Below are 25538 nucleotides of genomic sequence, written 5' to 3'. Positions count from 1 at the left end.
GAAGCTCAACATGAGCTTCTTTTTTTATCCCGCTACTTTTTCAAGCTGAATGGCGTGGAACTGGAGATGATCGTCAATAAAACTTTGAATAAAGTAATAGCCGTGATCATAGCCTTTGTGTAGACGTAAAGTGAGCGGTTGCTTCGCCTCAAGACAGGCCTGTTTGAATTTCTCGGGGTTCAACTGAGCAAAGAACTGATCATCCAGTCCCTGATCAATCAGGATTTCTTCAAATAACCCACCTTTTTGCTGTACCAGCGCGGTGGCATCATGGGCCGCCCATTGCTGCTGATTCGATCCCAAATATTGGCCAAATGCCTTTTCGCCCCACGGGCAAATGCTGGGTGCGCAGATGGGCGCAAAAGCTGACACCGATTTGAATTGATCCGGATATTTAAAGGCTAAGGTCAATGCACCATGTCCGCCCATGGAGTGACCAAAAATTCCGACCTGATTTTCAGCCACCGGGAATTCTTGTAAAACATGAGCATAAAGCTCATCAACCAGATAGGACTCCATTTGATAATGCTCAGCCCAAGGTTGTTGGGTCGCATTAATATAAAAGCCAGCCCCTTGCCCAATATCCCAATGATCGCCTTGTGCAACATCATCCCCACGCGGAGAAGTATCAGGTGTAATTAAAATCAGGCTGAGTCGGGCCGCCATGCGTTGTGCATGCGCTTTAATTGCAAAGGTATCTTCGGTACAGGTTAAGCCTGCAAGATAAAATAGGGCTGAACATGCTTTGCCTTCCAATGCAGCAGGCGGCAAATAGACACCGACTTTGGTGCTACCTTTCAGATGTTGAGAATCAAGTTGATAAATACGTTGCTCACCCTCAAAACAACGGTTTTTTTGCAGTAGCTGCATGTTCATCATCCTGTGTTTTTGTAATGTCTGTAGATGCAATATTTTGTGTCGGGAACAGATACGGTTCAAGCTGTGGCAGCATCAGTTCCATATTACGACCGATCGACCATTGCGGTTCAGAGGGTTCAACACCTTGTGCCACTTCCCACTTGGTCACGGTCTGTTTGGCCTGCTCAAAGGCTTTCTTCATTGAAGATTGTTCGCGCATCGCCAGATCAAAAAACGCCCGACCAAAATAAGTATAGTCTGCTTCATTATTACAGCCAAAAGAAGTTTTATCTGCCGCAGAAGCAGTAATGATTAAAGTATCCGGTGATTGTAAAGCCGGAATAAAACTGCCCGAATAACAGGCTGAGATCACAATCACACGCCAGCGAATCCCAGATTTATCCAGCGTTTCTCTTAACCATTTTGGATCGACCTGATCCAGATTCAGCGGTGCATTTTCAATTTCAAAATGATTCCGCTCACCATGCGATGTCATATACAGAAACAAGACATCGCTATCACGATTCATTTGCTGACCAATACGGCGTAACGCCAGTTCCATGCTGGTTTTCGATGCGATTGGCACTTCTAAACGCGTAGCTGGGTTATTGATGAGCATGATGGAACGCCCAAAGGTGCCAAAACGGGTATCGAACTGTTCTCTGATGCGTTCAATTTCAGACTTGAATACATCCACATAGCTATCACCCGCCACCCCCATAAAATACCAGTGGCTTTGGGCAATATCGCCATACTGAATCTGATCCAGTGCCTTATCCAGCAAATGGCTTTGCGCATAAAAGGCATCTTCGGCAAAACTTGGCGGGGTTTGCTCCACTTTCCAGATCGGCTGATCCTTCACTGAAAGCTGCCATACCACCATGGTTGCAATGGTTGCCACAAAGACCAGTGCACGTTCCCACCACGGCCAGTTGAGGGCCCGTGAAAACACCCAGATCACTGCCAGACTTTGCCAGACAAATAGCCCAACAAACAGCGGTGGCAAGAAACCGTTATAGATACTGTCAGGAATAAAATTCAGATAACCGTTGGAACCCAGATACTGGATAATGCATTGTAACAGCAGAATATTGGTATCAAGTACCAGCCACAATAAGGCAGGCACCAGCATTAAACGTGGCTGATTCATCCGTTGCGAAAGAAAAATACCGACAATCAGGGCAATAAAAGGCCATAGTGCATAGCCGATCAAGCCTTGGGAATTAAACTCTCCCATTTGTCCGGCCACCAGCCAGCTATACAGTGAGTTGGTACAGCCGCCGAGAATTCCCCAGAGAATCAGCTGGGTAATGGATGGATGTACAACCTGTAAGGAACGGCGAGACCCGAGGAACAACCACATTCCAGCAATTTGGTTACTTTTAAAATCATGCCAGAGATTAATGGACGGTTTGAGGTCTATCATAAAATTCTTCGGGAGTTTCTCTTTTCAAGCCTAAACTGAAAATATGCCATCCTAATATTTGAATGTGCAGTACTTTTCCTAAAAGACGCAATGCGTGACTGTAGTGTAAGCTCGACAAGAATTTTTTAGCAATCATGCTTTTGCACTATATCACAAAACTTTACCGAGCATTGACGCAAGCCAAACAATCATTTGAATCTGATTTAGAATTAACCTTTTGGAAAATATGCATCAAAACGGCAAGCGTCACCTAGCCATTGGTGATCAGGACTTTGATCTGCCAGATAAACCGCATGTCGGGGGCGTTTTACAATCACCCGTTTAGCAATCTGGCTGGCCAGATGCAAGAGTTGATCCCCCAGATCCATTTCCCCATCTTCAGGCAACAACAGATGTAACAACTGCATTTGCTTCTTGACCTGAGCCTGTTTTTTTACTGCTTGCTGGTTCTGATCCCGTTGCGGAAACATCGGATCCAGATACACCACATCGACCTGCTCACCGTGCTGGACCAGTTGTTGCAAATAGCTGTTGGAATCGGCATAGATCAGTTGAATACGCGACATAAACGACTTTAAAAACGGATCTTGCTCAGCCTGTGCTTTGGTATATTCCAGTAATACAAACAGGATTGGATGGCGCTCCACCAACCGGACTTCAGCACCCAAATAGGCCATCAGTAAACTGTCATGCCCCAAACCTGCAGTTGCATCGATCAAGCTTGGCTTTTCCCCCAGTTGGCAAGCTCTGGCAATCATCTCTGACTTTAAGCTCGCTCTTTTTAAACGGGGAATCTCGGCACGCCAGTCCGGTTGCATTTTCATGCCGTTGGCAGCTAGGCTAAGCCCATCACTATCAATGACCAAAGCCATCTCTGGATTCAAACGTAAAAAACGGGCATTGATCTTTTCAACCGCTTGACCGTTCAACTGAACCTTTAATTCAGCCAAGCGGCTTTTCAGTTGCTGGAATGCCTGTTCATATTCCGCTTGATAGTAGCACTGCATCTGCATTACCAGTGCACCCAACCTGTCCACCACGTCGCCAGAATAAACAATCCAAATACGATACGGTAATAGGCAAAAGCGGTGAAGTCATGCTTGGACACATAACGAATCAAGGCACGGATCACCACCAAGGCTGAAATGAAAGCAACAATAATACCGACGGCTAACACCAGCATGTCATTGCTATGCAATTCATGACGCATCTTGTACATATCCAGCAAGCCAGCGCCCATCAATACAGGGATGCCCAAGAAGAATGAGAATTCGGCTGCGGCTTTACGAGATACCCCCAAGAATAATGAACCAATAATGGTTGACCCTGAACGTGAAGTTCCTGGAATCAAGGCCAGACACTGGATCAGACCAATTAAAGTCGCTTGCTTAAAACTCAGATCATCCACTTCTTTGGTAACGATCTGATGCGGGCGACGTTCCGCCCATAAAATGATAAAACCACCGACAATCAAGGCAATCGCAACAGTAATGGCATTAAATAAATAGGCTTTAACCACATCACCAAAAGTCAGGCCAATAATCACGATGGGAATAGAGGCGATGATCAGGTTCAGACTCAGACGGCGCCCCTGTTCCTGTCCTGTGAGCGCACCAATTAGCGCGCCCCACAATTTACCCCAATATTCATAAATCACCGCAGCAATTGCACCAATCTGCACGGCGACAGCAAACATATCGCGCTTTTCAATGGTCCAGAAATCAAGCAGTTGACCTGATAAAATGAGATGTCCTGTGCTTGAAATAGGCAGGAACTCAGTAATCCCCTCAACCAAGCCCATAATTGCTGCTTTAAATAGCAATAAAAGATCCATAATTAACCTTAATTCGCCTTACCTTGTTCTGGAATTTTTTTCCACGCATCATCACGCAAATACACGGGCAATGCCTGCTCAGCATCAACCCATTTTTGCTGTGCCGCATATACACGGGCAATGGTCGCAATGTCTTGTGCCGTTGCCTTAATCTGTACCCATGCTGTGTTTTCAGTGGAAGCCTCAGCGGAGTCTATTCCTGTTGGCTTAATTAATTCTGAACCCGAGCCAATCGGCGTAAATTTGCAATATGCAGCTGCTTGCTCGTAATTCATTAATTTTTCTTCATCCAGCGCCTGCATTATGCCCTGCTCATCCAGACTGAAATTCGCGATATACACTTCCTGCATACGCGCATCCAGAACCGCTGTGACTTGCGCTAAACCTGTAACACGATAAGCGGCCTGTGCCAGAGCCTGCAAGCTGGAAACTGGAATCACCGGTAAATCCTGTGACCAAGCCAATGCCTGTGCAACAGCGGCATTAATTCGCACCCCACTAAATGAACCTGGGCCCCGGCTAAACGCAATTGCCGACAAATCCGCAAGTTGGCTTTGTGTCTGTAATAGAGCTTGTTCGATTAAGGGCAAAATGGTTTGCGTTTGTGCTTTCGGTCGGTCATCCAACTGAAAGTAGAGTTCTTGAGTATCATCAATCAATGAAACAGAACACTGCTCATTTGCAGATTCCAATGCCAGCAACTTCATGCAAAAACCTTAGCCCGAAACAGATAAAAAACGTCGAGTATCATACTCCACTCAAACGCGATAGGCGAGTTATTGGCTTTTTTATCTCAATAAAAAGCCAAGCATAAACTTGGCTACATGAGGACTTCATTTTTAAACATCTGTTAAAAACTAAAAGCTTCCAGATTTAAAAAGTTTTTGTAATGTTCAGCATAATGCAAGGCACTTAAACGCAAGCGTGCGGCGCCCTGTTCATCCAGTGTTTTCACCACCTTTCCAGGTGAGCCCATTACCACAGAGTTATCTGGAATAATTTTCCCTTCTGGAATCAAGGCATTGGCACCAATAATACAGTTCTTGCCAATCACTGCATTATTCAAGATCACCGCATTCATGCCAATCAGTGAATTATCACCAATCGTACATCCATGCAGCATCACTTTATGCCCGACCGTCACATACTCGCCAATAGTTAACTCGATGCCGGCGTCGGTATGTAAAACTGCATTTTCCTGAATATTCGAGAAATCACCAATCCGTATCACGCAATTATCGGCACGCACCACGGCGCCAAACCAGATACTCACTTGCCGACCAAGTTCTGCTTGGCCAATGACAGTAGCCGTTGGTGCAACCCAGCCATCCCAAGGTTCATGTAAAGCTTTCGGACTCAATCCCTGATAGGTATACATCATGATAAAAAACTCTTAAAAAAATTAGAACTTTGCAATCCCAAAGTGCGGTGGATTCACGAGAAAAGGCCAGCTTTTTTGATAGCCTAGTCCATATTGAAATAATGACACCAGCATCCGCGCAGTCAGCCCCCAGACCACTTCACTGTCTACCTGCATGCTCGGGAAATATAATGATTGTCGGGCTAAACGCACTTCATAAGGTAAAGGGGGGGCATCGATCAACTCTTGCAATGGAACAAAGAAAATCCGGTCAATCTCAGTCGGCTGAGCAATCAGTTCGACCTGTGCTGGAATCAGCCCGACAATCGGCTTAACAGATAAACCACTACGCGCCCGCTGAATCGGCAAGTCACCCAAGAGCTTTACATCGAAGGGATTCAGTGCAGTTTCTTCTTGTGCTTCACGGAGCGCCACCACAATATTACTGGTATCGCTTGGATCACGTTTTCCCCCTGGAAAGGAAACCTCCCCTGCATGTTGCGACAATTGCATCGAACGACGGGTGAGCAAGACTTTAGGCTGACTTTCCTGGGTAATCGCAATCAATACAGCAGCATCCGCCTGCTGGATTCGTTTGGAAAAACGTAACCGTTGTTGTAAAAGCGCGATTAACGATGGTTCTTCCATCTCAATTATCTCTTGTTCTCATTTTCCTTAATCAGCATCATAGCCGAATTTTTAGCTGCAATCATAGATCATGATGCGAAGTCATCAAAATTCGGTTATGCTGAGTTATCTCTACGGCTGATGATAATTATGAGCTTTTGCGTTGCGTGTGGACATCAAACTGAAGCAAAAATTCCACTGGGTGATCATAAATCACGATTGGTCTGCACACATTGCGGCAACATTCATTATGAAAACCCCAAAGTGATTTGTGGTGCATTAGCCCTGTGGGATGATAAAGTTTTACTGTGTCGCCGCGCCATTGAACCCCGCTATGGTCTCTGGACCTTACCTGCAGGCTACATGGAATTATTTGAAACCATGGAACAAGGGGCAGCACGCGAAACCCGAGAAGAAGCTGAAGCCGAAGTTGAAATCGAACAATTGTATTGTATGTACAATATTCCGCGTATTGGACAGATTTATGTCCTGTTTAAAGCTCTGTTAAAACAAGGACAGTTCGGTGCCGGTGAAGAAAGTATCGAATGCCGCTTATTCGAAGAACATGAAATTCCATGGAAAGAACTGGCTTTCCCAAGTGTAGAACAAACACTCAGACATTATTTTGCTGATCGTAAAAGTGGAAAATTCCCTCCACATTTAGAAACACTCGGCACACGCCTGGACCATACCGGCTAAATAAAAAAGACCGCATTGCCGCGGTCTTTTTTATTGTGACTATCCTTTAAGATTTTATCTTAATCGCATTACAGGCTGGAATTTTTTGGTCTGCAACCTTAATACTTGCGGTACCCGTATAACGCTTAGCGATGGCACGTTCCGCATCTGTTGGTGCAATCAATTTACTCTTATCCGTGTCTTTATGGTCATATATAGTGATATAAGAGGTCAGATAAACTCCGTGCATATTCAACCATGAAACGGTCTTATCAGAGAAGTTGGTCAAGTTAATTCCATTCGCTTCACCATTTAACAAGTTAAACACGTTGATTTTTGCGCCACTAATATTTTGTTTGTTATTCAGAGAGGTAAAGTTTAAACCAAGTAAAATTCCCTCAAGTACGCCAAATTTCGGATTTGAGAAAATCATACGTACGGTTACTGACTTATCATTTGTTGAAGAGTTTGCGCCACCTGTTGTACCAATTCGATATTGTGTTACACCAAACTCATCTAAATATGTACCATCCGCCTGTGGTTCAGCTTGGGCACAATTACCCGACATATCTGTTGCGGTTGCATCTTTTTTGATATCGGTTCGGATATCTCCATGTTCATCAATCAAAATCCCTAAATCAACAGGGGCAATGCTGGCATCTTGAAATTTAAACGTTAGGGTTGCATAGAGAGGGAAGGCATAACGTTGTCCAGATTTGACATTTGCTTCTGTAGTAAACACATCTTTTGATAAATAACTTGCCGAGTTAAATTTAAAGACATCAGTTACGCCTTTATAGGTGATACCATCAATATTCTGCTGCCATAAACCTAAATCTTTTGCGTTGTTAAAAGGATCGGTAGATTTAGCTTTAGTGAGTTGGCGATAAACCGCTTCAGTACTAGCAATATTTGTTCCATTAATCAACTTACCTTGTGTGACTAATAAATCTTCAGCAGAGTTGTTATTTAACATGAAACGCAAAGGTTGCCCTGGATTAATTTCCTGATTAATCAAATTAAACCAGTTTTTTTGTGGCTGAACTTGCATTTTCTCTGGTTTAGCACTTCCAATTAATGCAAGTGGTGGAGCAACCACACTATTGGTAATAATCGGGTTACCTCGCCATTGTTGACCATAACCGAGAATATAACCCTGACGATCTGTCAATAACTCAAAACGTCCCATAGAATGACGTAAGGTTGCACCTTTTCCATCTGTAGCATTCAAACAGTCCTTATAAAGGTCTCTGTTGCATCCAAACAAGCCATCTGGGAATACGCCACTTCCTTCATTTGGCGTTTCGATAACAGCTCCATTACTTCCTGCCTTAAAGAGTGGTAACTCCGCATACCATACGCCGACCTGGCTTAGATTTAGTAGCTGAGTAACGATAGCCAAGGCTTGTTCATCAGTAATTCCACTTACGTCTAGCCAAGGTTTCAGAATTTCTGCATATGCTCCGCTACTGAGTTCATTTACGCCAACATCCTGAGATATTTCCACAAGCGTATTTTTCTTTTCTTTTGTGAATTCAATCTGCTGAATGTCACCAATCACATTACGATTGTCCACAACACCTTGGCTCTGGAGAATTTTAACTAAAGCCATTGCCACGCGTATGGTTTCGTCATCTGCACTTACACTTGCTGGTGTTTTTCCAGTGAGGCCCATTGCTAAATCAACAATACGGATACGGGAATAAGCAGCTGTTTTGAGTTTAGTAATCTTATCTAATTGCACTGAGCCCAGATTAATTTTGCGTGCACTGGTCTCACCTTGAAGATAGAAAGTAACTGTATCCCCCAACTTACAGGCACCCGTAGCAAGATTACCTTCCATTTTTGTTGCAAAATGATTAAATTTATCTGAACTACAATCAAAATTGAGACCAGCAATCGGATAATCCAGCACAAACTGTAAACAGGTATCTTCTTTCACATTACAACTGGTATTTGAAGTAACACCTTCTACCCCTTTGGTTGGGTCTTCATTAATCTTGGCACTTTCACCACCACAACCATGTAACATCACTGCAAGCGTAGATACTGCAAAAGGTAATAATATTTTCTTATTCATACATTTTAATCCTGTTAATGCTTATTTTAAAGCAGAGATCCTTATCTGACCTTGATTTGATAGTTCGCTTTCAGGCACATCAATTGCAGAAGCGAGTGGTGTCATCATCATATACTCAGCTTTTGGAGGAATTTTTACCACCCCCTGAATTGCTGAGTGTTGCAGCAGTGTTGTATTCACCAGATTATTTTTAAACCCACTTACGGCCTCCTGCGCACAGCCCTTTTCATCTAAAAAGACCACTAAAGGCCAATAATAAACAGGTTTCTCATTACTAGAAGCGTAAGAAGCAATTTGCATATATTCCACAGAATGATCCAGCTTAACCACCTCGTATTCAAATTTTTCTTTTAAAGGCTTCCTCGGCCAAACACCGACTTCCTTTTTAGGGGTTAAGGTCTTGATTGATTTTTTATAATCTTTTAAGAAACAGCGATCATTTTCAAACGTTGCTGCCAAATCCTCTGCAGATAAACGAATATAAGTACTGGATAAAACAATTGGTGCTTCAGGCTTAGGATTGCGATTCAACAATCTATTGAGCATCGACTGGTTTACACCTTTTTTACGCTCGATTGTTTCCATACGACCCGTCCCATCTGGCATTGTATAAAAACGTTTCTTGCCATCAAGGTTAAATTCTTGATCTTCTAAATACTCATTATTTACGTATTCCACACCATCAATTTTCGAAACAGGTGCTGTCGTAGAAGTTTCAACATTTACGGTTTCAACTGGCTGCGAGCTTTGTACTACTGCTTTTTTATTCAGCTTTTCTGCTGTCAAACGTGGTTTAGTCGAAATAGTAGGATCAATATCAACAGATTGTGACTTCTGTGCTGATATCACCTTCGGTAGGACGGTTTCTGCTGCAGATGGCTGCGGTTGTTGTTTAATCTCTTCTACTTTTTTTACTTGTTTAGGTGATGCAGGTGCAATGACAGGAGCGTGAGAAACATTCGCCTCGGTAGCTTGTTTATGTAGTGCAGGTGCTTTAGGCACTGCCATTGCAGCAGTTGGCTTGGAAGAAGCGATTACTTGATCTTGCTGCTTTTTCTCAACCACGACAGTTTCTACTTTTTCTACTTTCTCAACCTGTGCCACCTTCTCCTGTTTTTGCTGAACTGATAGGTTTTTTACAGGCTGAGATTGTTTTTTCTGAGGAATAATCATTGGCCGACCATCTGGGCCAATGATCGTATAAAAGCCCTCTTCTGCATATACAGCTCCTCCACTTGTCAAAGCAACGAACAAGGTCACGAGCAGAGGCTGTTTAATCATTTTATACATTACCATTTTGTTCTATAGTTAATGCCAAGCAAGGTGACTTTAGTATTGGTTTTTACATTTAGGCCTGCATAAGGGTTTAACAGGATATTACCTACCCCGGTCTGATTCGATAAGCTACTGGTATTGGCTGGAATATCATCCCGGCTGCGTAAGAAACCTAATGATAAATCTAGATCAGTATCCTGATCAAAACGATAACCAATACCTAGACCAAATAACTGCGCATTGTTAATCGGTACCATGGTATTTCGTTTGTCATCAGGAATAGAACTAGTACGCGGTTCATATCCCATTCGTAATTTCAAACGATCTGTCGCAGAATATTCAAAACCGATCCCCCAACGCCAAGAAGACTGGAAGCGTAATGGTAGGGCCAGAGAGCGGTCTGTCACATCATTGGATAACAGCTTAGCCACTTTAAGTAAGGAGATTTGTCGGTCAAATTCAAATCTAAATTTGTCCCAAGCCGAGAAGTCTGTCCAACCAACGTCAAAGTTCATTTGCAAGTCTGGGAAAATTTTATATTTGATCCCTGCTTTAAAATGCTGAGGATATTTGAAATCCATCGCAACCAGTCCAGACTCTACATCGGGTACATAGCCAGGTAAGCCCAGAATCGCAGCAAGAATCTGCCCTGTTGCAGACGAGTTTAAACCTGCAACCAGCTGTTGCGGAGCCACTGCATTATTAATTAAATATTTGCCTTTTAAGCGCATTTTGGCTTCACTTTGATAGACCATACCAAAGCTAAAGTCATCAGTGGGTTCCCAAAGTAGACCAAGGTTATAACTTGGGCTTAAAGACTGCTCTAAGGAAACATCCATGGCTCCCATTTTATTAAACGGGTTCATCCCTTCTTTGGCATTACAGATACCAAATAATAGTAAATCGGTAATGATATCGCCATTATCTTTAAATGGCCGACAAACAACCTCATCGACCATACGTAATACGCCAATCATTTCATTCGGAAAACGTAAATCCGTTTTCAGGGCAATTGCCTGATAAGACATACCAAATGACGCGCCAAGTGATAAATGATCATTGACTTGATAACCAAAAGATGGTGATAAATAGGTAATACGTTCTAAGGCAACTTGTTGCCCCATATAGTTACTCGGGTTGCCATCTTCCGCACCAAAACCCGCAACTAAAGGTGCATACACAGCGGTTGCATAAGTTACTTTTGAACCAGGGGGTTTATATGAAATCCCTGCAGTCGGTGCAACTAAAGGCGAGTTTGGTCCTAAATCAACAATTTTCTTTAAAACAGGAACGTAAATACTGGCATATTCCACATCCCCATGCACTGTACCTTTAAAGTCTGTACAAATATTGGAATCAATTTCAGGCCCATCATTACAAACTAGCGGATCATCCGAATAACCAAAAACGTTGTAACCGACAGGTGCAGAATAATCACGTTTGATGGCAAAATTTGCCAAAATACCTTGCACATCGGTTTGTAAGCCATCAAGTTTTGCAAGTGCTGCCGGGTTAAAATGCACTGCACTAATACCCGGTGGGTCTGCCGTTACAGCGTTCCCCAAAGCAAGCGACCTCAAGTCTACAGATAAGTCTTGTCCTAACTGTGCATTAGCAACAGTAGATAAACCAGCGAAAAATATGGCTATCGTTAAAGGACATAATTTAAGGTGTTTCACCATTACATCTCCTTAACGATTTTTTTTGCCAAAACCTATAATATCCAATGGGAAAGATAGACCAAGTGACACATCTGGTGCATCTTCAGTTAAGCCAATACCCACCGTACCATTAACAATTGTTTCAGGAGAAACACGAACTCCTAAAGCAAAAGATAGCATGGCACTACTTTGATCCCCTGACTCGTAACTTTCATCTTCTTTAAAGTAGAATTTGGCTCCTGTATTAAAGCTTTGTTGATATGACATGGTCAGTGACACATCATAGTTAAATGAGTAAGCAAAACCAAAAGCAAAGCCCCCACTCACACCAGGATCAAAACTCTCTAACGTTCTTCGGCCTCGAGCCTGATCCAACCCTGACTCTTTAAAACCATAGTTGACAGATACAGAGCTAAATAACACAACAGGATCAATATATTTACGAGTACTTGCGCCGACCCCAACTGAGTAATAGCCCTTACCAGTTGAAAGTTCATCTATCCCAATTTCATAAGGACTGTCGCCCGTTTTGGTCGATAAACTTCCGAATAGTACTAAAGGTAAGCGTCCTTGTTTTAAAGGAAATGGTTCCCAGCGTGCCCCAAAGTTAATATCCCCTAAACCTGCAGCTGTTTTATCTTTTAATAATTCTTTTTTTGCAACGAGAGGCAATGATGCAGACAACGTAAGATTGTCCAATAAGCCGTACTGTACTGTAAATGTGTTGGTTAAGGTATGATTGGCATCTTCTTCAAATCTTAGATTATTTAAGTTGCCATTATCCATAGAGGCATCGACACGGGTATCACGATAATAAGTGTAGTCAATGTCGTAGTAGGATGAAAAAACACCTTTTTTGATGAGCGAGTACTGACGTTCATTTGAGGTGAATACTTCTTGCAAATTGGTTTCTTGAGTCGCATCCGTTTCTTTTTTCTGTAATGCACTGGCAGCCTGATCGGCCTGACTGCTTTCCGCCACTGGCGCAACTGGACTCGCTGCTGTCTCTTCTGTAGGTGTGACGGTCTCAGTGTTTACAGTTGCTGCCTCATCTGTTTGAGGTACCGCTGCTTCAGCTACAGGTTGCTCTTCTGCTGCGTAAAGTGTTGATGTGATTGCGCCTAAACTCAACGCCAGCACAGTCATCTTCATCCATGTATGATTCATTTTACTTTGTATCCTATTACATTAATTTTACTGATTTTTCTTCACTATTTCCGCTTGTAATATAAGCGCATATACGTCGTAATCGGTTGATTGTAAGTATCTGATGTAGAGTTCGTATCCAGTACCCGACGCATAGTTGATCCTTTATCTGCAAGTTTCTCAAACTGTTGCGTTGGATACTGAATGTCAGCAAGGGCATATCGATTTACAGTTGCATCTTCTACATGACGCATGTCCGAATCTTGAAGTGCCAATAAATTCTTTTGGTACTGTTGAGGTATATCAACAATAAATAAAGTATTGTTATCCCAGATTTCTTTAAACCGAATCTCATCAAAGCTGATATTCCCTAAAGCTGGATCAGCCACATAGACTCTTCCATCTTTATATGCTTTATAGACTACAAAATGTTTAAAACCAGCATAGGTAATAGGAACAATTGCAGGTTGTTTTAATGCAGTTAGATCAGAGAATTCACCGCGATATCCCCCACTTGTTAACCCCAATGCTGAAACGAAACGTTTCATATCTAACAAGGAGAAACTACGACGCTCAATAATACGTTGATACTCACCATATTGAAGCAAACCAGTCATCGTCTGTTGTTCAGTCAAGCGCAAACCACCATAACCATTTAATAGCGTAGTTAAGGCAGCAGATCCGCAACTATAGTCGTAAGCTTGACGTACAATTCCCCTGAATTGATCTTCGACAGCAGGCTTAATCACCACGGCTTCGCGATGATTACGAGTAAATGAAGGATTACGGGAATCGAGAGTTTCTGTGTAATGCACAGTCCCCTCTGGCTTTTTCTCAATTTCAAAGGCTTGCGTTGTAAAGTAATACATCAATGCTGAGCCTAAAGCGATCTCTAACATAAGTCTCTTTTTCTAACTATGGCACAACTTGCCTTATTCGTTTTATTTTAGTGTTTAAAAACACTACATCCCTGTCTGTTGAAGATACCTTTTTTTATAGAAAAAAACAGCTTTTTTTTAGTTTTTTTTGACGAAATGTAATGAAAAATAGAATTAAGTAAAGTTTTAATAAATGATTGTGATTAACGCAACGTTTCTCGTTTTTTGCTTTAAGTATCGATAATTAAAATAAAAAAAAGCGCACATTGTGCGCTTTTTTGAAGGAAACTTAGTGACCAGAAATCGTGATCATAGAACCTTTTACGTTCGCTGTACCGTTGTTGTAATAAGTTTGTAACCCTTGTACTTCGACATCACCAATTGATGCAGCATCTTTACTACCTAAATGTACACCTTTGATATATGCATCAGTTGCTGGAGTTGTGTCGCCAGAACCTGTAATGATACGTAAATAACCGTTATTTGTACCTTCTTTACCCACCACACTTACTTTGGCATTTACAGTTAAGTCCGCACCTGAAGCGTCAGCAACTTTAATACTGTCAAGATAGATTTGACCAGCAGCACGGTTACCCGTAGTACCGTCACCTGTGCCTTGCTTAGTTGAACTATCTACAATACCAAGATCCTTAAGCTCTAAACCACCTTGCATCGTGGTATTCAACACGATCATTGCACCTTGTGGAGCAGCACCTAGTTGGATATTCGCGCTGGTTAAACCAGTTTTAAGCGTTAAACCAGAGAGAATAGCATTGTAATTTGCATCATCATTACCACGACGTACTGCAGTTGTGCTTGCAGCATTTGAACCAGATACACCGATTTCACCAATATAGATATCTAGACCAGACACTGCCGCAGCAACGTTCAAGAATGCACCGTTGGTACCTGTCCCCTTATCTGTATCAATCACTAAATCAGCTAGGTTATGAGATGCCAAAGCACGTGTAGTATCAAGTGCTGTGCCAGCAGCATTCATTGGTGCATTGATTACAATACCATTTGCAGCAGTCTGACCAGTACCATTTGCTTTAATGACGATCGCGCCAGCTTCACCCGTACCACCAGCAGTGGTTGCTAAACCATCATTATCATGAATTAAAACTTTTTCGATTTCGACTCTAGAAATTCCTAGACCGATATTAAGACCATCTTGACCTGTTGCAGCGCTTAGTGCAGCATCATCCATTGACTGCATAGCCATTGCATTTGCGCTAATCGCCATTGAAGAAACTAAAACAAGTTTAGTAAACATTTTCATTGAGCACTCTCCCAAGAGCATTTATTTTTTGACTTTCACTACTCTAAACTGTCCACGGTCGTTTTTTTATTAATGACAACTAGAACTTCCAATCCTTGAGTAGTTCGCTTAGCAATTACTAAATTACCTGTTTGTTATTTTATGTTCAACTCCTGTTAACTGCTTTTTAAGTACAAACCGACAAACGGCATATAATTCACCCACTTTCTTATTTTGACAAATTGACTTTAAGCCACTGTAAATTATATTTATTTTTTATTTTTATTTTTATCTACAATAATGCAGATAAATCGATTGATCAATGGCCATTTATCCACTCAGAAGGTTATGGTTACAAGTGTATACAAAAATGCGTTTTTCAGTATTTGAGTGACTATCCTATCAATCCATCTCCTAAAGCAAAAATCAGTTCGTATTCTTACCATTAAATTGCTGGTTTTTTACGTCATCAGATTATAAATGTCAGTCCAGTGTTTTTGGATGTAGTACAATTCATTCCATCAAATGTATCTGTAAGTATTTCCGTTTTTATGTCTTATTTTCAGCAAAAGCTTAACACGCAACTCACCTCTGCATTTGACCTTCTTGCACAACTGTATGAATTAACAGGTTTAGTCTACTTATATGACCACAATACGCCCATTATTGCTTTTTTACCGCAAGAATTTTTAATTTTCCAACAATCCCAATTAAAGCAATTTCAACAAATTCAATTTAATCAATATCAAAGAGCATCCAAAGCGTCATTACCTACGGCATTCTCAAAGTTTAAGCCTACCTCTGAGACATCTGATAGCGTCGCGTTTAATGGTGGCTATATTGGCTTCTTTAGCTATGACTATAGTGCAGATCAATTTGTCGAAGTAAATTCACGTCATCAACCCGGATTTTTCCTAGGTCAATATTCAACTTTTTTAAAGTATGAGAATGATGGCTGGTATTTTCACAGCGATGAACAGCAAGCAGCATTCATCTTTCAGCAGATCTCGGATCTCATCAATCAAGCTGTTCAAACACCTAGCCCACTTTATCTACTTGAGAAATGCCAAGCCCGTTGGTCAAAACAGCAGTATTTAAAGGCCTTTCAGCAAGTACAGGAATACATCAAAGCAGGCGATTGCTATCAAATTAATTTGACTCAAGAGTTTACCGCCCATGCAAAGGGTTCGCTGTTAAGCCGTGCCAATGATTTATGGAAACTGACCCATGCACCCTACGCGGGCTACCTCAAACTCGATGACTTCGAACTGTTGAGTTGTTCACCTGAATTATTTATTGAGTTTCAGGCTGATCGGAAAATTAAAACACGTCCGATCAAAGGCACCATGCCGCGCTTTGATGATCCACAACAAGACCAAATTTCCAAAGACAAACTCAGCCATTCTAAAAAAGATCAGGCTGAAAATGTCATGATTGTCGACCTTTTGCGTAATGATCTGAGTGTGTACGCAGAAACAGGTTCGGTTGAAACTACTAAGCTCTTTGAAATTGAAAGCTTTAATCAGGTTCACCATATGGTGAGCGAGATTACAGCGAGCTTAAAAGCAGATATCAATCCGATGCAAATGTTATTGTCGGCGCTACCTGGCGGTTCAATCACTGGTGCACCGAAGATTCGGGCCATGCAAATTATTGAAGAGCTTGAAGGTGCACCACGTGGTGCTTATTGTGGCAGCTTGGGTTACTTTAATTTCGATGGTACAGGCAGCTGGAATATCTTGATCCGTAGTATTCAGAAATATCAGGATCAATTATCTATGTGGGCGGGTGGCGGCATCACCATTGCGTCTGATGCAGAAGCCGAATATCAGGAATGCTTTGATAAAATTTCTGCCATGCTGGATTTACTCAATACATGGCAGATTTCTAAACAATAAGCTTTACTACAGATTTATAAAATTTGTGTTTTCAGGGTCTCCACTAAACGCTGATTTTGCTCATCGGTCCCAATCGTGATACGCAGGAATTGATTAATACGTGGTTTATTGAAATAACGCACAATAACCCCCTGCTCTCGCAATTGTTGGGCCAACTGCGCAGCTTCATGTTGTGGATGTGTGGCAAAGATAAAATTGGCTTTCGATGGCAATACCTCAAAGCCTAAAGCAGTCAGATCATCGACCAGTTTTTCCCGGCTGGCAATCACCTTGGCACATTGCGCTTCAAAATAAGCCTGATCTTCAAAGGAAGCCACCGCTGCGGCAATGGCAAAACGATCGATTGGATAAGAGTTAAAGCTGTTTTTCACGGCTTCAAGTGCCGCAATCAAATGCGCTTGTGCAATGGCAAAACCAACCCGTAAGCCCGCCAATGAACGTGATTTCGAAGTGGTCTGACAAACCACTAAATTTTCATAACGATTGACCAATTGCACCGCGGACTCAGCACCAAAATCAACATAAGCTTCATCAATCACCACCACGCGATCTGGATTTGCCTTGAGTACCTGCTCAATCTCATCTAAACCAAGCGCGATACTGGTTGGGGCATTTGGATTGGTGATGATAATACCGCCATTTTCCTGTTCATAATCCGATACATCTATTTCGAATTTTTCATTCAAAGGAATCTGCTTGGTTTGTGTTGCAAAAAACTGACTATAAACAGGATAAAAACTATAGGTGATATCCGGATAAAGAATTGGTTCTTTCTGGATAAAAAAAGCTTTAAAAATATGTGCTAAAACTTCATCCGAACCATTACCTACAAACACTTGAGCCACATCAATCTGCTGCTGCTTGGCAATCGCCTGTTTTAAAGCGGTTGCATCAGGATCTGGATATAAACGCAAAGCATCAGCCTGTTCAGTTAACACAGCCTGGACCGCTTCGACTACTTTTGGGGATGGTGGATAGGGGTTTTCATTGGTATTCAGTTTGAGTAAATTCTGAATTTTAGGCTGCTCACCCGGTACATAAGGCTCTAATTCACGAACCTCGGGACTCCAAAACCGCATTTGTTCTGCTGTAAACGTCATTGTTCTACTCTCATGTATCCTAAAAAAGGGGCTAACCAGCCCCTATCAATCTTTGAATCGGTTATTGGTAACGATAACGGGCTGAGCGCGCATGAGCATCAAGATTTTCTTGCACTGCCAACACATCAGCTGCTTTTGCCAAGCTCTTTACGCCCTCTTCGGAGCACATGATCAAGCTAGAGCGTTTCTGAAAATCATAAACACCAAGCGGTGAAGAAAAGCGTGCAGTACCCGATGTCGGTAAGACATGGTTTGGACCAGCACAATAATCACCAATGGCTTCTGGGGTATAACGTCCCATAAAGATCGCACCAGCATGACGAATCTCCTGACTCATCAATTCAGCCTCATCAAGACAGAGTTCTAAATGCTCAGGTGCGACCTGATTAATCAGTTCAATTGCTTCTGCGCGATCTTTTACCAATACCAACGCACCACGATTTTGAATTGAGGTTTTGGCAATTTCTGCTTTTGGTAATTCAGTTAAGTGTTTTTCAATCGCAGCTTCAACTGCATTTAACAGCACTTCATCTGGGGTAATGAAAATCGCTTGCGCAACGGTGTCATGCTCAGCTTGAGACAATACATCCATGGCTAGCCATTCAGCATTATTTTCCCCTTCGGCATAAACCAAAATTTCCGAAGGTCCTGCAATCATATCGATACCAACCTGACCAAAAACAGCACGTTTTGCGGCTGCTACAAATCGATTACCAGGTCCTGTAATTTTATCGACCGCTGGAATGGTTTGTGTTCCATAAGCCAATGCTGCAACGGCCTGTGCACCACCAATAGTAAACACGCGGCTTACCCCTGCCAAATAAGCAGCTGCCAATACCAATGGATTCAATTCACCATTTGGTGCAGGAACCACCATGATAATTTCAGGAACACCCGCGACATGTGCAGGTAAAGCATTCATTAACACCGATGAAGGATATGACGCTAAGCCACCCGGTACATAGATTCCAACACGGTCCAGTGCTGTGACTTTCTGGCCTAAGGTATTACCCAGCTCATCAACATAGGTCCAACCTTCCTGCTTTTGTGCCTGATGAAACGAACGGATACGTTTTGCTGCCAGTTCCAGTGCTTCACGGATTTCAACACTTAAGCCTTCAAATGCCGTTTTGAGCTGTGCCTGAGTCAGTTCTAAATCAGAGAATTGATGCGCGGGATGTCGATCGAACTGTTGCGTTAGTTTAAGCACATGATCATCACCATACTGACGAACATCAGCAATAATCTGATCTACAGTTTGTATAAGTTGAGGATCATTCACGGTTTCAAATGCTAAAAGTTCAGCAAATGTCTGTTTAAAATTTTGATCCTGAGTCGATAAACGTCGCATCAATTTACCCACAAGGCGAAAAAGAGAACGCTAAGTTTACTCTTTTTCAGTACGCTTGTGGGCAAGATAACATCAGCATTTCCGTAGCTTTTATAGGAAAAAACATTTAATGATAAGAGATCTATAAGTTTTAAGTACTTACATCCGGATTATCCCAATCCGCATCGGCCTGTATCAGCCAGTTTAAAGCGCCATGACGCTCCAGAACTATGGAAGCATTTAAATTTGCAGGTGCATGCTGCTGTTTTAATCGCGCATCAACACATGCCCAGTCATAACGATAGATCAGATCTGCTTCATCCAGAATCTCTTCAATATTTCTTAATTTCACCTGCTGCATAAATTCCTGCAATGAATCACAGCCTGATACCGCCTGAATGGCAAAATCACAATCTGCGATTTCATCTGGATATTTCAACTCTTCGACAATCCCCAATGCCCATAGCAACACCCAATAGGCTTCATACTTCCAGATCATATTGACAATCTCTTGCTGTGAAGCATTTCGATTCAATATGTTTTTTTCTTTAACAGTTAATTCATCAGTGACTTCAAATTTATTTAATAGATCGACAATAAAATCTTCTGTTTCTTGATCAAATTGATCTTGATCCAGATCACATGCCACCTGAATCATCAGTAAACATGCAATCGCACGCTTGGCAATGCGCTCAGCAAAGCGCTGGATCACGTCATCACTTGATTCAATATGAGGCAACCAGTCGATATAAGGTATGGCTTTAGCTTTTAATTTTAGAATAGATTCTTGTTTACGCTGCAGTGGATTTTTCATTGTTCCTGACATTTTCAACACATCATTAGCTTTTTTAACATAGCTTCAGCTCAGAAACAAAGGTGTTATATCTCTCTCACAATCTTCAAATGTAAAAAAACCGCTCATGAGAACGGTTTCTTAATTTGATGTACAACAATCAGTTTTGACGTGCTTTAATCGCTTCTTCAAGTTGCGTCAAAATCGGATTTAAAACAGCTTGTTTACGTTTAAAGCTGGCTTTGTTCACAATCAGACGAGAAGAAACCTTGCAAATTTCTTCTAACGGCTCCAAGCCATTGGCACGTAAAGTATTACCCGTATCCACCACATCGACAATGTAATCACCTAAACCAACCAAAGGCGCAAGCTCCATTGATCCGTATAGCTTAATCACATCCACCTGCTCACCGAGGCTTGCATAATATTGGCGGGTTAAGTTGACGTATTTGGTCGCAATCTTTAAACGGCCTTTTGGACGTTCCATACCGACTTTACCAGCTGTCATTAACTTACAATTGGCAATTTTCAGATCAAGCAACTCATACACATGTTGGGCACCATGTTCCATCAACACATCTTTACCCGCGACACCAAAGTCTGCTGCACCATTCTCAACATAAGTCGGAACATCAGAAGCACGTAAAATCAAAATACGGACTTTCTTGTGCGTGGTTGGAAAAATCAGTTTGCGTGATTTATCTGGATCTTCAAGTAAATTAATACCCGCCTTTTCAAGCAAGGGTAAAGTTTCCTTTAAGATACGACCTTTACTGAGTGCTAAAGTTAAACCATGATCAAAATTGCCCATTACGTCAAAATTTGGATCATCGTTTCTTAAGTCATTCATCCTTTTACTCGCTTAATCTGAGCACCTAAACTTTGCAATTTTTCTTCCACATGTTCGTAGCCACGATCAATGTGATAGATACGGTCAACCAGTGTTTCGCCTTCAGCAACCAAAGCCGCTAAAACCAGTGAAAATGAAGCACGTAAATCCGTCGCCATGACAGGGGCAGCTTGCAGTGTTTCCACACCTGTAACCACCGCATCATGTCCTTCCACCTGAATATTGGCACCCATACGTGAAAGTTCCGGGACATGCATGAAACGGTTTTCAAAAATCGTTTCAGAGATCGTTGCAAAACCACGACCAATCGCATTCACTGCCATCAATTGAGCCTGCATGTCTGTTGGAAACTCTGGATGCGGTAAAGTTCTGAAACTTACCGCTTTTGGACGCTTGCCCTGCATATCCAGTTCGATCCAGTCATCACCACGCGTGACTTCTGCACCCATTTCTTCAAACTTATCCAATACTGCTTCGAGCAATGCAGGATCGGTATGCGTAGTTTTCACTCGGCCACCGGTAATGGCAGCAGCAGCTAAATATGAGCCGGTTTCAATACGATCAGCAACCACGGCATATTCACAGCCATGTAAACTTTCAACGCCTGTTACTACAAGTGTATCGGTATCCAGACCTTCAATCTTGGCGCCCATCTTGATCAACATTTGCGCAAGATCGGTAATTTCAGGTTCACGAGCAGCGTTACGAATTGTGGTCACGCCATCAGCCAAGGCCGCAGCCATCAAGATGTTTTCGGTACCACCAACGGTGACCATATCAAAAACAACTTCACCGCCTTTTAAGCGACCATCAACTGAAGCATGGACATAACCATTTTCCACTTCAATATGCGCACCCAAAGCTTCTAAAGCTTTGAGATGTTGGTCAACTGGACGCGAACCGATGGCACAACCACCCGGTAAAGACACCTTGGCGTTGCCATAGCGTGCCAACAACGGGCCAAGCACCAAAATCGATGCACGCATGGTTCGTACAAGTTCATAAGGTGCAAACTGGTTGTCTAATGTTGAAGCATCAGCACAAACCGTCTCACCTTCATAGCTCATGGTCACGCCAAGGCCAGCAATCAACTTAACCAATGTATTTACATCTTTTAAGTTCGGCACATTGGTTAACGTAATCGGAGAATCAGCAAGAATCATTGCTGCAAGTAAAGGCAATGCCGCATTTTTAGCACCCGAAATGCGTACTTCACCCTCGAGCTTAACACCGCCCGTAATTAAAAACTTATCCATTAATATTTAAGCTCCGAAAAGGCTTGCTTTGCGCCATTCGTCTTTTGTCATTGCACGAATCGTGACTGCGTGAACTGCACCACTCGCGATATAGGAATTTAGAGGTGCATAAACCGATTGTTGACGAGCAACGGTACGTTTACCTTCAAACTGATCATCAACAATACGCAGGTCAAATTTGCCAGCTTGTCCGCTCACCGCTACTTCTGCTTCAGGGAAAGCTTCTTTTAAAATTTGCGTGAGCTGCTCACTATTCATTCCAAGACCTCTTATACAACCATTGGTGTAAAACGCGCTATTTTACTATAACTTTTTCACATAATTCAGTAAGCAGTTTCTTTTTTTATCAATAAAAAAAGAGGCTTCACAAAAAGCCTCTTATATAAAAATAAAAATTAACTCAAAAGTGCCAGTTCATGCTGATACGAACACTGGATTTTCCGATGTTTTGCAAGCTGACGTTTTAATTTATCGGTCAATTTCCGAATCGAGGTATACATATCATCGGCTGTCGCCTGAGCAAACAGTTCCACCCCTGGCAAACGTATAATTGCCTCAGCAATATGGTTTGCACTTCCTTTGTGTGAACGTTTGTCAATTTGATGATCTTTAGCCAGCTTGATCTGCATACTATTCACTTGATCCAGATGCTTGGTCATTTGACTAAACTTTTCTTTTATATTTTCTTCAATTGCTGGTGTAATGGTTAAATGGTGTCCACGAATTGTTATTTGCATAATTCTATCCCTCACCTTTTTCTCAGGATACAAGCAATCGCTCAAGCAAATTTAATGCACATCAGTGGTTCAACATCCATTAAATCATTTCAGCGATTCCTCTAGTGATCATTAAAAAAATTCATTATTCCGTAATAATGAACCAATAGAATAGTCACACCTTAAAATTTAGATCAAGACTTTTCTTTCAGAAGATGAAGGAATATGTAACGATTCACGATATTTCGCAACGGTCCGCCGAGCCACCTCAATCCCTTCTTTTTTCAGCATCTCGGCAATTGCATTATCCGACAAAGGTTTACGTGGATTTTCATTGGAAACCAGCTTTTTGATCATGGCACGAATCGCAGTTGATGACGCTTCCCCGCCTGTTGTTGTCCCCACATGACTTGAAAAGAAATATTTCAATTCAAATAAACCACGCGGAGTCAGCATATATTTATTGGTCGTAACCCGGGAAACGGTAGATTCATGTAGCTCAACTTCTTCTGCTACATCACGGAGCACTAAAGGCTTCATTGCCTCTGGACCTTGCTCCAAAAAGGCGCGTTGATGCTCAACAATACAGGTTGCAACCTTTAATAAGGTTTTATGACGTTCATCAATACTCTTGATAAAGTTTTTCGCTTCCAGCATTTGATTTCTTAAATAAACATTATCATCACTCTGATCTGCACGACGAATCATACCTGAGTAAAATGAATTGATCCGTAATTTAGGCAGAACATCGGGATTGAGCTGTACCTGCCAATGCAAATCCTTTTTAGAAACGACGACATCGGGAACCTGATATTCAGACTCCTGTTGGTTGAACTCTAATCCAGGATAAGGCTTGAGGGTCTTGAGTAAATCGACGGCACTTGTTAATTGTTCTTTGGTCAACCCTGTTTGCTTTAATAATTTATTCAAATCATTAGAGATCAATAATTCATAATATTTCAGTAAATTCTTGGCTTCTGCCACATAAGGAACTTTCTCATGAACAGTTTCAAGCTGAATTTTCAAACATTCCGCCAAGTTTCTTGAACCAACCCCGATAGGATCCAAACGTTGAATATGTTTTAAAACAACAATAACTTCGTCTTCCTCAACATCTTCATCACTTTCCATCTCCTGCAACAATCGAGAAACGGCAAGCAGAATATCTTCCAGTTCCGCATCCAGGAAACCTTTGTCATCCAGAGAATCAACAATGCAATATGCAATAAGCTTATCGACTATCGAAAAATGCAACAGATTAACCTGATCTAAAATATGCTCTTTCAAACTCATTTGTGCTTGGCGATTGTCTTCTCTTTCTTCGTATTCTGGTGAAGCCAAAGCAGTGGATTGATGGGTATAAATATCATCCCATTCAGTATCTACAGGTAAGTCATTTGGAAGATGGTCAGCATTCAGCTCAGTGGTTAAATCCCCTGTTTCTGCCCCTTCTAGCGCCGAAAGACTTTCTGTTGTACCCATCTCTTCTATTTTTTCAAGCAATGGATTACTGTCTAACTGGATTTGAATTTCTTGTTCGAGTTCTAAACTGGAAAGTTGTAAAAGACGTATGGCCTGTTGTAATTGAGGTGTTAACGATAAACTGTTCGCAACTTTCAATCCAACAGATAATTTCATAGTCTTTCCTTTTATTTAGATAAGCAAAAAACATGCCTATAAAAATATTTATAACATAAAAGCAATGTTTACGCATACAAGGAAAATTACATTCTTTTTGACTGAACGAGTCAATATATACAGAGTTCGAGAAAAATTATCGTCTACCTGAATCAGTTCTCATAAATCCTCCCAAATAGCAATTAAGTCTTTGGCTGTAATAGACCAGACATTTTTCCCTACCCATTCAATATTATGAGTGAACATTTTTTCATTATGCCCATAACTACTCCATGGATCAAAAAATAAAAACTCATCATATCGCCAGATGAAAGGATTTACTGAAATATCCCTTTGTTGAGCAATATTGAGCTCTAACAAACCTTGATAAATTAATCTAAGCTGGAAAGGCTTTTCTTTATAGTCTCGATGCTCTTTTTTTATTAACGTAAGGATAAGACGAGCTGTTGCTTTTCCAAAGTCAATGACCTCAATATCCTTTAACTCACAATAATATGGAGCTGTTGAACCACTTTCACCCTGCCACTGTTCAGAGTCGATCAGGTCTAAAATGCTCGTTGGTAATTTACCTCGATTTTCCCTTAAATATTCTTCGTAAGCTTCAAAAATATATTCGGAATTACCCACGTGATCTAACTGTTCACTTAATTTATAAACCATATTTGCTCTTTAGATACTATTTCTTGTATATGAGCTAAATATACTATTTTCTCTACGCCATAAAAAACACCCCCAACCGTCAGGTTAGGGGTGTTTCATATTTAAAAGCTGGCGATGACTTACTCTCACATGGCAAGTGCCACACTACCATCAGCGCTAAGAGGTTTCACTTCTGAGTTCGGGAAGGGATCAGGTGGTTCACTCTTGCTATTG

Annotated in this window: 24 protein-coding genes and 1 rRNA gene; 2 read left to right on the top strand and 23 right to left on the bottom strand. The window is 41.7% G+C overall.

All coding sequences use genetic code 11. From position 1 onward, the window contains the following. Positions 1-24: 24 nt before the first annotated feature. The 7 genes from fghA to IEV39_RS14035 all read right to left on the bottom strand — a co-directional run bounded on the left by fghA (position 25) and on the right by IEV39_RS14035 (position 6126). Positions 25-870: an S-formylglutathione hydrolase gene (gene fghA, locus IEV39_RS14065; protein WP_005283530.1), complete on the bottom strand. Its 846-nt coding sequence runs from the start codon at positions 868-870 to the stop codon at positions 25-27. Then, the gene (locus IEV39_RS14060) at positions 839-2284 is read right to left on the bottom strand and encodes a C13 family peptidase (RefSeq protein WP_005283527.1); all 1446 of its coding nucleotides are present in this window, start codon (positions 2282-2284) and stop codon (positions 839-841) included. The genes fghA and IEV39_RS14060 overlap by 32 nt, the downstream gene beginning before the upstream one ends. Before the next feature lie 209 nt (positions 2285-2493). Further along, positions 2494-3297 (bottom strand): class I SAM-dependent methyltransferase, encoded by an 804-nt coding sequence (locus tag IEV39_RS14055; protein WP_005283525.1) that lies wholly within the window; start codon positions 3295-3297, stop codon positions 2494-2496. Beyond that, the gene (locus tag IEV39_RS14050) at positions 3297-4118 is read right to left on the bottom strand and encodes an undecaprenyl-diphosphate phosphatase (protein ID WP_005228848.1); all 822 of its coding nucleotides are present in this window, start codon (positions 4116-4118) and stop codon (positions 3297-3299) included. The genes IEV39_RS14055 and IEV39_RS14050 overlap by 1 nt, the downstream gene beginning before the upstream one ends. Before the next feature lie 8 nt (positions 4119-4126). Further along, on the bottom strand, positions 4127-4825 hold the full coding sequence (tsaB, locus tag IEV39_RS14045; protein WP_005283522.1) for a tRNA (adenosine(37)-N6)-threonylcarbamoyltransferase complex dimerization subunit type 1 TsaB: 699 nt from the start codon (positions 4823-4825) through the stop codon (positions 4127-4129). Positions 4826-4968: 143 nt separating this feature from the next. Next, positions 4969-5496, bottom strand: coding sequence for a gamma carbonic anhydrase family protein (locus tag IEV39_RS14040; RefSeq protein ID WP_167510591.1), 528 nt, complete (start codon positions 5494-5496; stop codon positions 4969-4971). Between the two features lie 24 nt (positions 5497-5520). Next, positions 5521-6126 carry a CoA pyrophosphatase gene (locus IEV39_RS14035; protein ID WP_005228843.1) on the bottom strand — a complete coding sequence of 202 codons (606 nt, stop codon included), beginning with the start codon at positions 6124-6126 and terminating at the stop codon, positions 5521-5523. Positions 6127-6255: 129 nt separating this feature from the next. Between IEV39_RS14035 and IEV39_RS14030 the strand changes: the two genes are divergently transcribed. Continuing rightward, on the top strand, positions 6256-6804 hold the full coding sequence (locus IEV39_RS14030) for an NUDIX hydrolase (protein ID WP_005283516.1): 549 nt from the start codon (positions 6256-6258) through the stop codon (positions 6802-6804). A gap of 46 nt (positions 6805-6850) precedes the next feature. Here the strand turns inward: IEV39_RS14030 and filF are convergent, their stop codons facing one another. The 6 genes from filF to filA form a co-directional block, all read right to left on the bottom strand. Next, complete coding sequence (filF, locus tag IEV39_RS14025; protein ID WP_005283513.1) at positions 6851-8863, bottom strand: putative pilus system protein FilF; 2013 nt, start codon at positions 8861-8863, stop codon at positions 6851-6853. A gap of 21 nt (positions 8864-8884) precedes the next feature. Next, a complete protein-coding gene (gene filE, locus IEV39_RS14020; protein WP_005283510.1) occupies positions 8885-10153 on the bottom strand; it encodes a putative pilus assembly protein FilE in 1269 nt (422 codons plus the stop codon). Beyond that, positions 10153-11817, bottom strand: coding sequence for a putative pilus system OmpP1/FadL family transporter FilD (gene filD, locus IEV39_RS14015; protein ID WP_171067880.1), 1665 nt, complete (start codon positions 11815-11817; stop codon positions 10153-10155). Before filD ends, filE begins: the two co-directional genes overlap by 1 nt. Positions 11818-11829: 12 nt before the next feature. Then, complete coding sequence (gene filC / locus IEV39_RS14010; RefSeq protein WP_005283504.1) at positions 11830-12966, bottom strand: putative pilus system protein FilC; 1137 nt, start codon at positions 12964-12966, stop codon at positions 11830-11832. 44 nt (positions 12967-13010) lie between these two features. Continuing rightward, positions 13011-13844 (bottom strand): putative pilus system C39 family peptidase FilB, encoded by an 834-nt coding sequence (gene filB / locus IEV39_RS14005; protein ID WP_005256106.1) that lies wholly within the window; start codon positions 13842-13844, stop codon positions 13011-13013. A gap of 268 nt (positions 13845-14112) precedes the next feature. Next, a complete protein-coding gene (gene filA, locus IEV39_RS14000) occupies positions 14113-15105 on the bottom strand; it encodes a putative pilus system protein FilA (protein WP_005283501.1) in 993 nt (330 codons plus the stop codon). Between the two features lie 530 nt (positions 15106-15635). Here filA and IEV39_RS13995 point away from each other — a divergent pair. Next, entirely contained in the window at positions 15636-16982 is a 1347-nt protein-coding gene (locus IEV39_RS13995) for an anthranilate synthase component I family protein (RefSeq protein WP_005283498.1), read from the top strand. Positions 16983-16996: 14 nt separating this feature from the next. On the opposite strand, the gene hisC is transcribed toward IEV39_RS13995, so the two are convergent. The 10 genes from hisC to rrf all read right to left on the bottom strand — a co-directional run. Beyond that, positions 16997-18082 carry a histidinol-phosphate transaminase gene (gene hisC / locus IEV39_RS13990; RefSeq protein ID WP_005283495.1) on the bottom strand — a complete coding sequence of 362 codons (1086 nt, stop codon included), beginning with the start codon at positions 18080-18082 and terminating at the stop codon, positions 16997-16999. A 61-nt stretch (positions 18083-18143) separates the two neighbouring features. Then, positions 18144-19433 carry a histidinol dehydrogenase gene (hisD, locus tag IEV39_RS13985; protein WP_005283492.1) on the bottom strand — a complete coding sequence of 430 codons (1290 nt, stop codon included), beginning with the start codon at positions 19431-19433 and terminating at the stop codon, positions 18144-18146. A 130-nt stretch (positions 19434-19563) separates the two neighbouring features. Then, positions 19564-20226, bottom strand: a complete 663-nt coding sequence (locus IEV39_RS13980; protein WP_005283489.1) for a DUF4272 domain-containing protein — start codon at positions 20224-20226, stop codon at positions 19564-19566. A gap of 139 nt (positions 20227-20365) precedes the next feature. After that, complete coding sequence (hisG, locus tag IEV39_RS13975) at positions 20366-21055, bottom strand: ATP phosphoribosyltransferase (RefSeq protein ID WP_005283487.1); 690 nt, start codon at positions 21053-21055, stop codon at positions 20366-20368. Then, the gene (gene murA / locus IEV39_RS13970; RefSeq protein ID WP_004774988.1) at positions 21052-22311 is read right to left on the bottom strand and encodes a UDP-N-acetylglucosamine 1-carboxyvinyltransferase; all 1260 of its coding nucleotides are present in this window, start codon (positions 22309-22311) and stop codon (positions 21052-21054) included. The genes hisG and murA overlap by 4 nt, the downstream gene beginning before the upstream one ends. 6 nt (positions 22312-22317) lie before the next feature. Next, on the bottom strand, positions 22318-22569 hold the full coding sequence (gene ibaG / locus IEV39_RS13965; protein ID WP_005228821.1) for a BolA family iron metabolism protein IbaG: 252 nt from the start codon (positions 22567-22569) through the stop codon (positions 22318-22320). Between the two features lie 137 nt (positions 22570-22706). Beyond that, complete coding sequence (gene hpf / locus IEV39_RS13960) at positions 22707-23048, bottom strand: ribosome hibernation-promoting factor, HPF/YfiA family (protein ID WP_004655596.1); 342 nt, start codon at positions 23046-23048, stop codon at positions 22707-22709. Between the two features lie 168 nt (positions 23049-23216). Next, the gene (locus IEV39_RS13955; RefSeq protein WP_005283483.1) at positions 23217-24665 is read right to left on the bottom strand and encodes an RNA polymerase factor sigma-54; all 1449 of its coding nucleotides are present in this window, start codon (positions 24663-24665) and stop codon (positions 23217-23219) included. A gap of 159 nt (positions 24666-24824) precedes the next feature. After that, the gene (locus tag IEV39_RS13950) at positions 24825-25325 is read right to left on the bottom strand and encodes a hypothetical protein (RefSeq protein ID WP_005283480.1); all 501 of its coding nucleotides are present in this window, start codon (positions 25323-25325) and stop codon (positions 24825-24827) included. Positions 25326-25431: 106 nt separating this feature from the next. Then, positions 25432-25538, bottom strand: a 5S ribosomal RNA gene (gene rrf, locus IEV39_RS13945); the annotation flags it as partial.

The sequence above is a fragment of the Acinetobacter courvalinii genome, assembly GCF_014635545.1.
Lineage (GTDB): Bacteria > Pseudomonadota > Gammaproteobacteria > Pseudomonadales > Moraxellaceae > Acinetobacter > Acinetobacter courvalinii.
This window is presented reverse-complemented; position numbering and strand designations above follow the sequence as displayed.

What these genes read in the sequence shown, in the direction of transcription:
- fghA (WP_005283530.1), bottom strand. Translation starts at nt 870, where the DNA reads ATGCAGCTACTGCAAAAAAACCGTTGTTTTGAGGGTGAGCAACGTATT.
- IEV39_RS14060 (WP_005283527.1), bottom strand. Translation starts at nt 2,284, where the DNA reads ATGATAGACCTCAAACCGTCCATTAATCTCTGGCATGATTTTAAAAGT.
- IEV39_RS14055 (WP_005283525.1), bottom strand. Translation starts at nt 3,297, where the DNA reads ATGCAGATGCAGTGCTACTATCAAGCGGAATATGAACAGGCATTCCAG.
- IEV39_RS14050 (WP_005228848.1), bottom strand. Translation starts at nt 4,118, where the DNA reads ATGGATCTTTTATTGCTATTTAAAGCAGCAATTATGGGCTTGGTTGAG.
- tsaB (WP_005283522.1), bottom strand. Translation starts at nt 4,825, where the DNA reads ATGAAGTTGCTGGCATTGGAATCTGCAAATGAGCAGTGTTCTGTTTCA.
- IEV39_RS14040 (WP_167510591.1), bottom strand. Translation starts at nt 5,496, where the DNA reads ATGTATACCTATCAGGGATTGAGTCCGAAAGCTTTACATGAACCTTGG.
- IEV39_RS14035 (WP_005228843.1), bottom strand. Translation starts at nt 6,126, where the DNA reads ATGGAAGAACCATCGTTAATCGCGCTTTTACAACAACGGTTACGTTTT.
- IEV39_RS14030 (WP_005283516.1), top strand. Translation starts at nt 6,256, where the DNA reads ATGAGCTTTTGCGTTGCGTGTGGACATCAAACTGAAGCAAAAATTCCA.
- filF (WP_005283513.1), bottom strand. Translation starts at nt 8,863, where the DNA reads ATGAATAAGAAAATATTATTACCTTTTGCAGTATCTACGCTTGCAGTG.
- filE (WP_005283510.1), bottom strand. Translation starts at nt 10,153, where the DNA reads ATGTATAAAATGATTAAACAGCCTCTGCTCGTGACCTTGTTCGTTGCT.
- filC (WP_005283504.1), bottom strand. Translation starts at nt 12,966, where the DNA reads ATGAATCATACATGGATGAAGATGACTGTGCTGGCGTTGAGTTTAGGC.
- filB (WP_005256106.1), bottom strand. Translation starts at nt 13,844, where the DNA reads ATGTTAGAGATCGCTTTAGGCTCAGCATTGATGTATTACTTTACAACG.
- filA (WP_005283501.1), bottom strand. Translation starts at nt 15,105, where the DNA reads ATGAAAATGTTTACTAAACTTGTTTTAGTTTCTTCAATGGCGATTAGC.
- IEV39_RS13995 (WP_005283498.1), top strand. Translation starts at nt 15,636, where the DNA reads ATGTCTTATTTTCAGCAAAAGCTTAACACGCAACTCACCTCTGCATTT.
- hisC (WP_005283495.1), bottom strand. Translation starts at nt 18,082, where the DNA reads ATGACGTTTACAGCAGAACAAATGCGGTTTTGGAGTCCCGAGGTTCGT.
- hisD (WP_005283492.1), bottom strand. Translation starts at nt 19,433, where the DNA reads ATGCGACGTTTATCGACTCAGGATCAAAATTTTAAACAGACATTTGCT.
- IEV39_RS13980 (WP_005283489.1), bottom strand. Translation starts at nt 20,226, where the DNA reads ATGAAAAATCCACTGCAGCGTAAACAAGAATCTATTCTAAAATTAAAA.
- hisG (WP_005283487.1), bottom strand. Translation starts at nt 21,055, where the DNA reads ATGAATGACTTAAGAAACGATGATCCAAATTTTGACGTAATGGGCAAT.
- murA (WP_004774988.1), bottom strand. Translation starts at nt 22,311, where the DNA reads ATGGATAAGTTTTTAATTACGGGCGGTGTTAAGCTCGAGGGTGAAGTA.
- ibaG (WP_005228821.1), bottom strand. Translation starts at nt 22,569, where the DNA reads ATGAATAGTGAGCAGCTCACGCAAATTTTAAAAGAAGCTTTCCCTGAA.
- hpf (WP_004655596.1), bottom strand. Translation starts at nt 23,048, where the DNA reads ATGCAAATAACAATTCGTGGACACCATTTAACCATTACACCAGCAATT.
- IEV39_RS13955 (WP_005283483.1), bottom strand. Translation starts at nt 24,665, where the DNA reads ATGAAATTATCTGTTGGATTGAAAGTTGCGAACAGTTTATCGTTAACA.
- IEV39_RS13950 (WP_005283480.1), bottom strand. Translation starts at nt 25,325, where the DNA reads ATGGTTTATAAATTAAGTGAACAGTTAGATCACGTGGGTAATTCCGAA.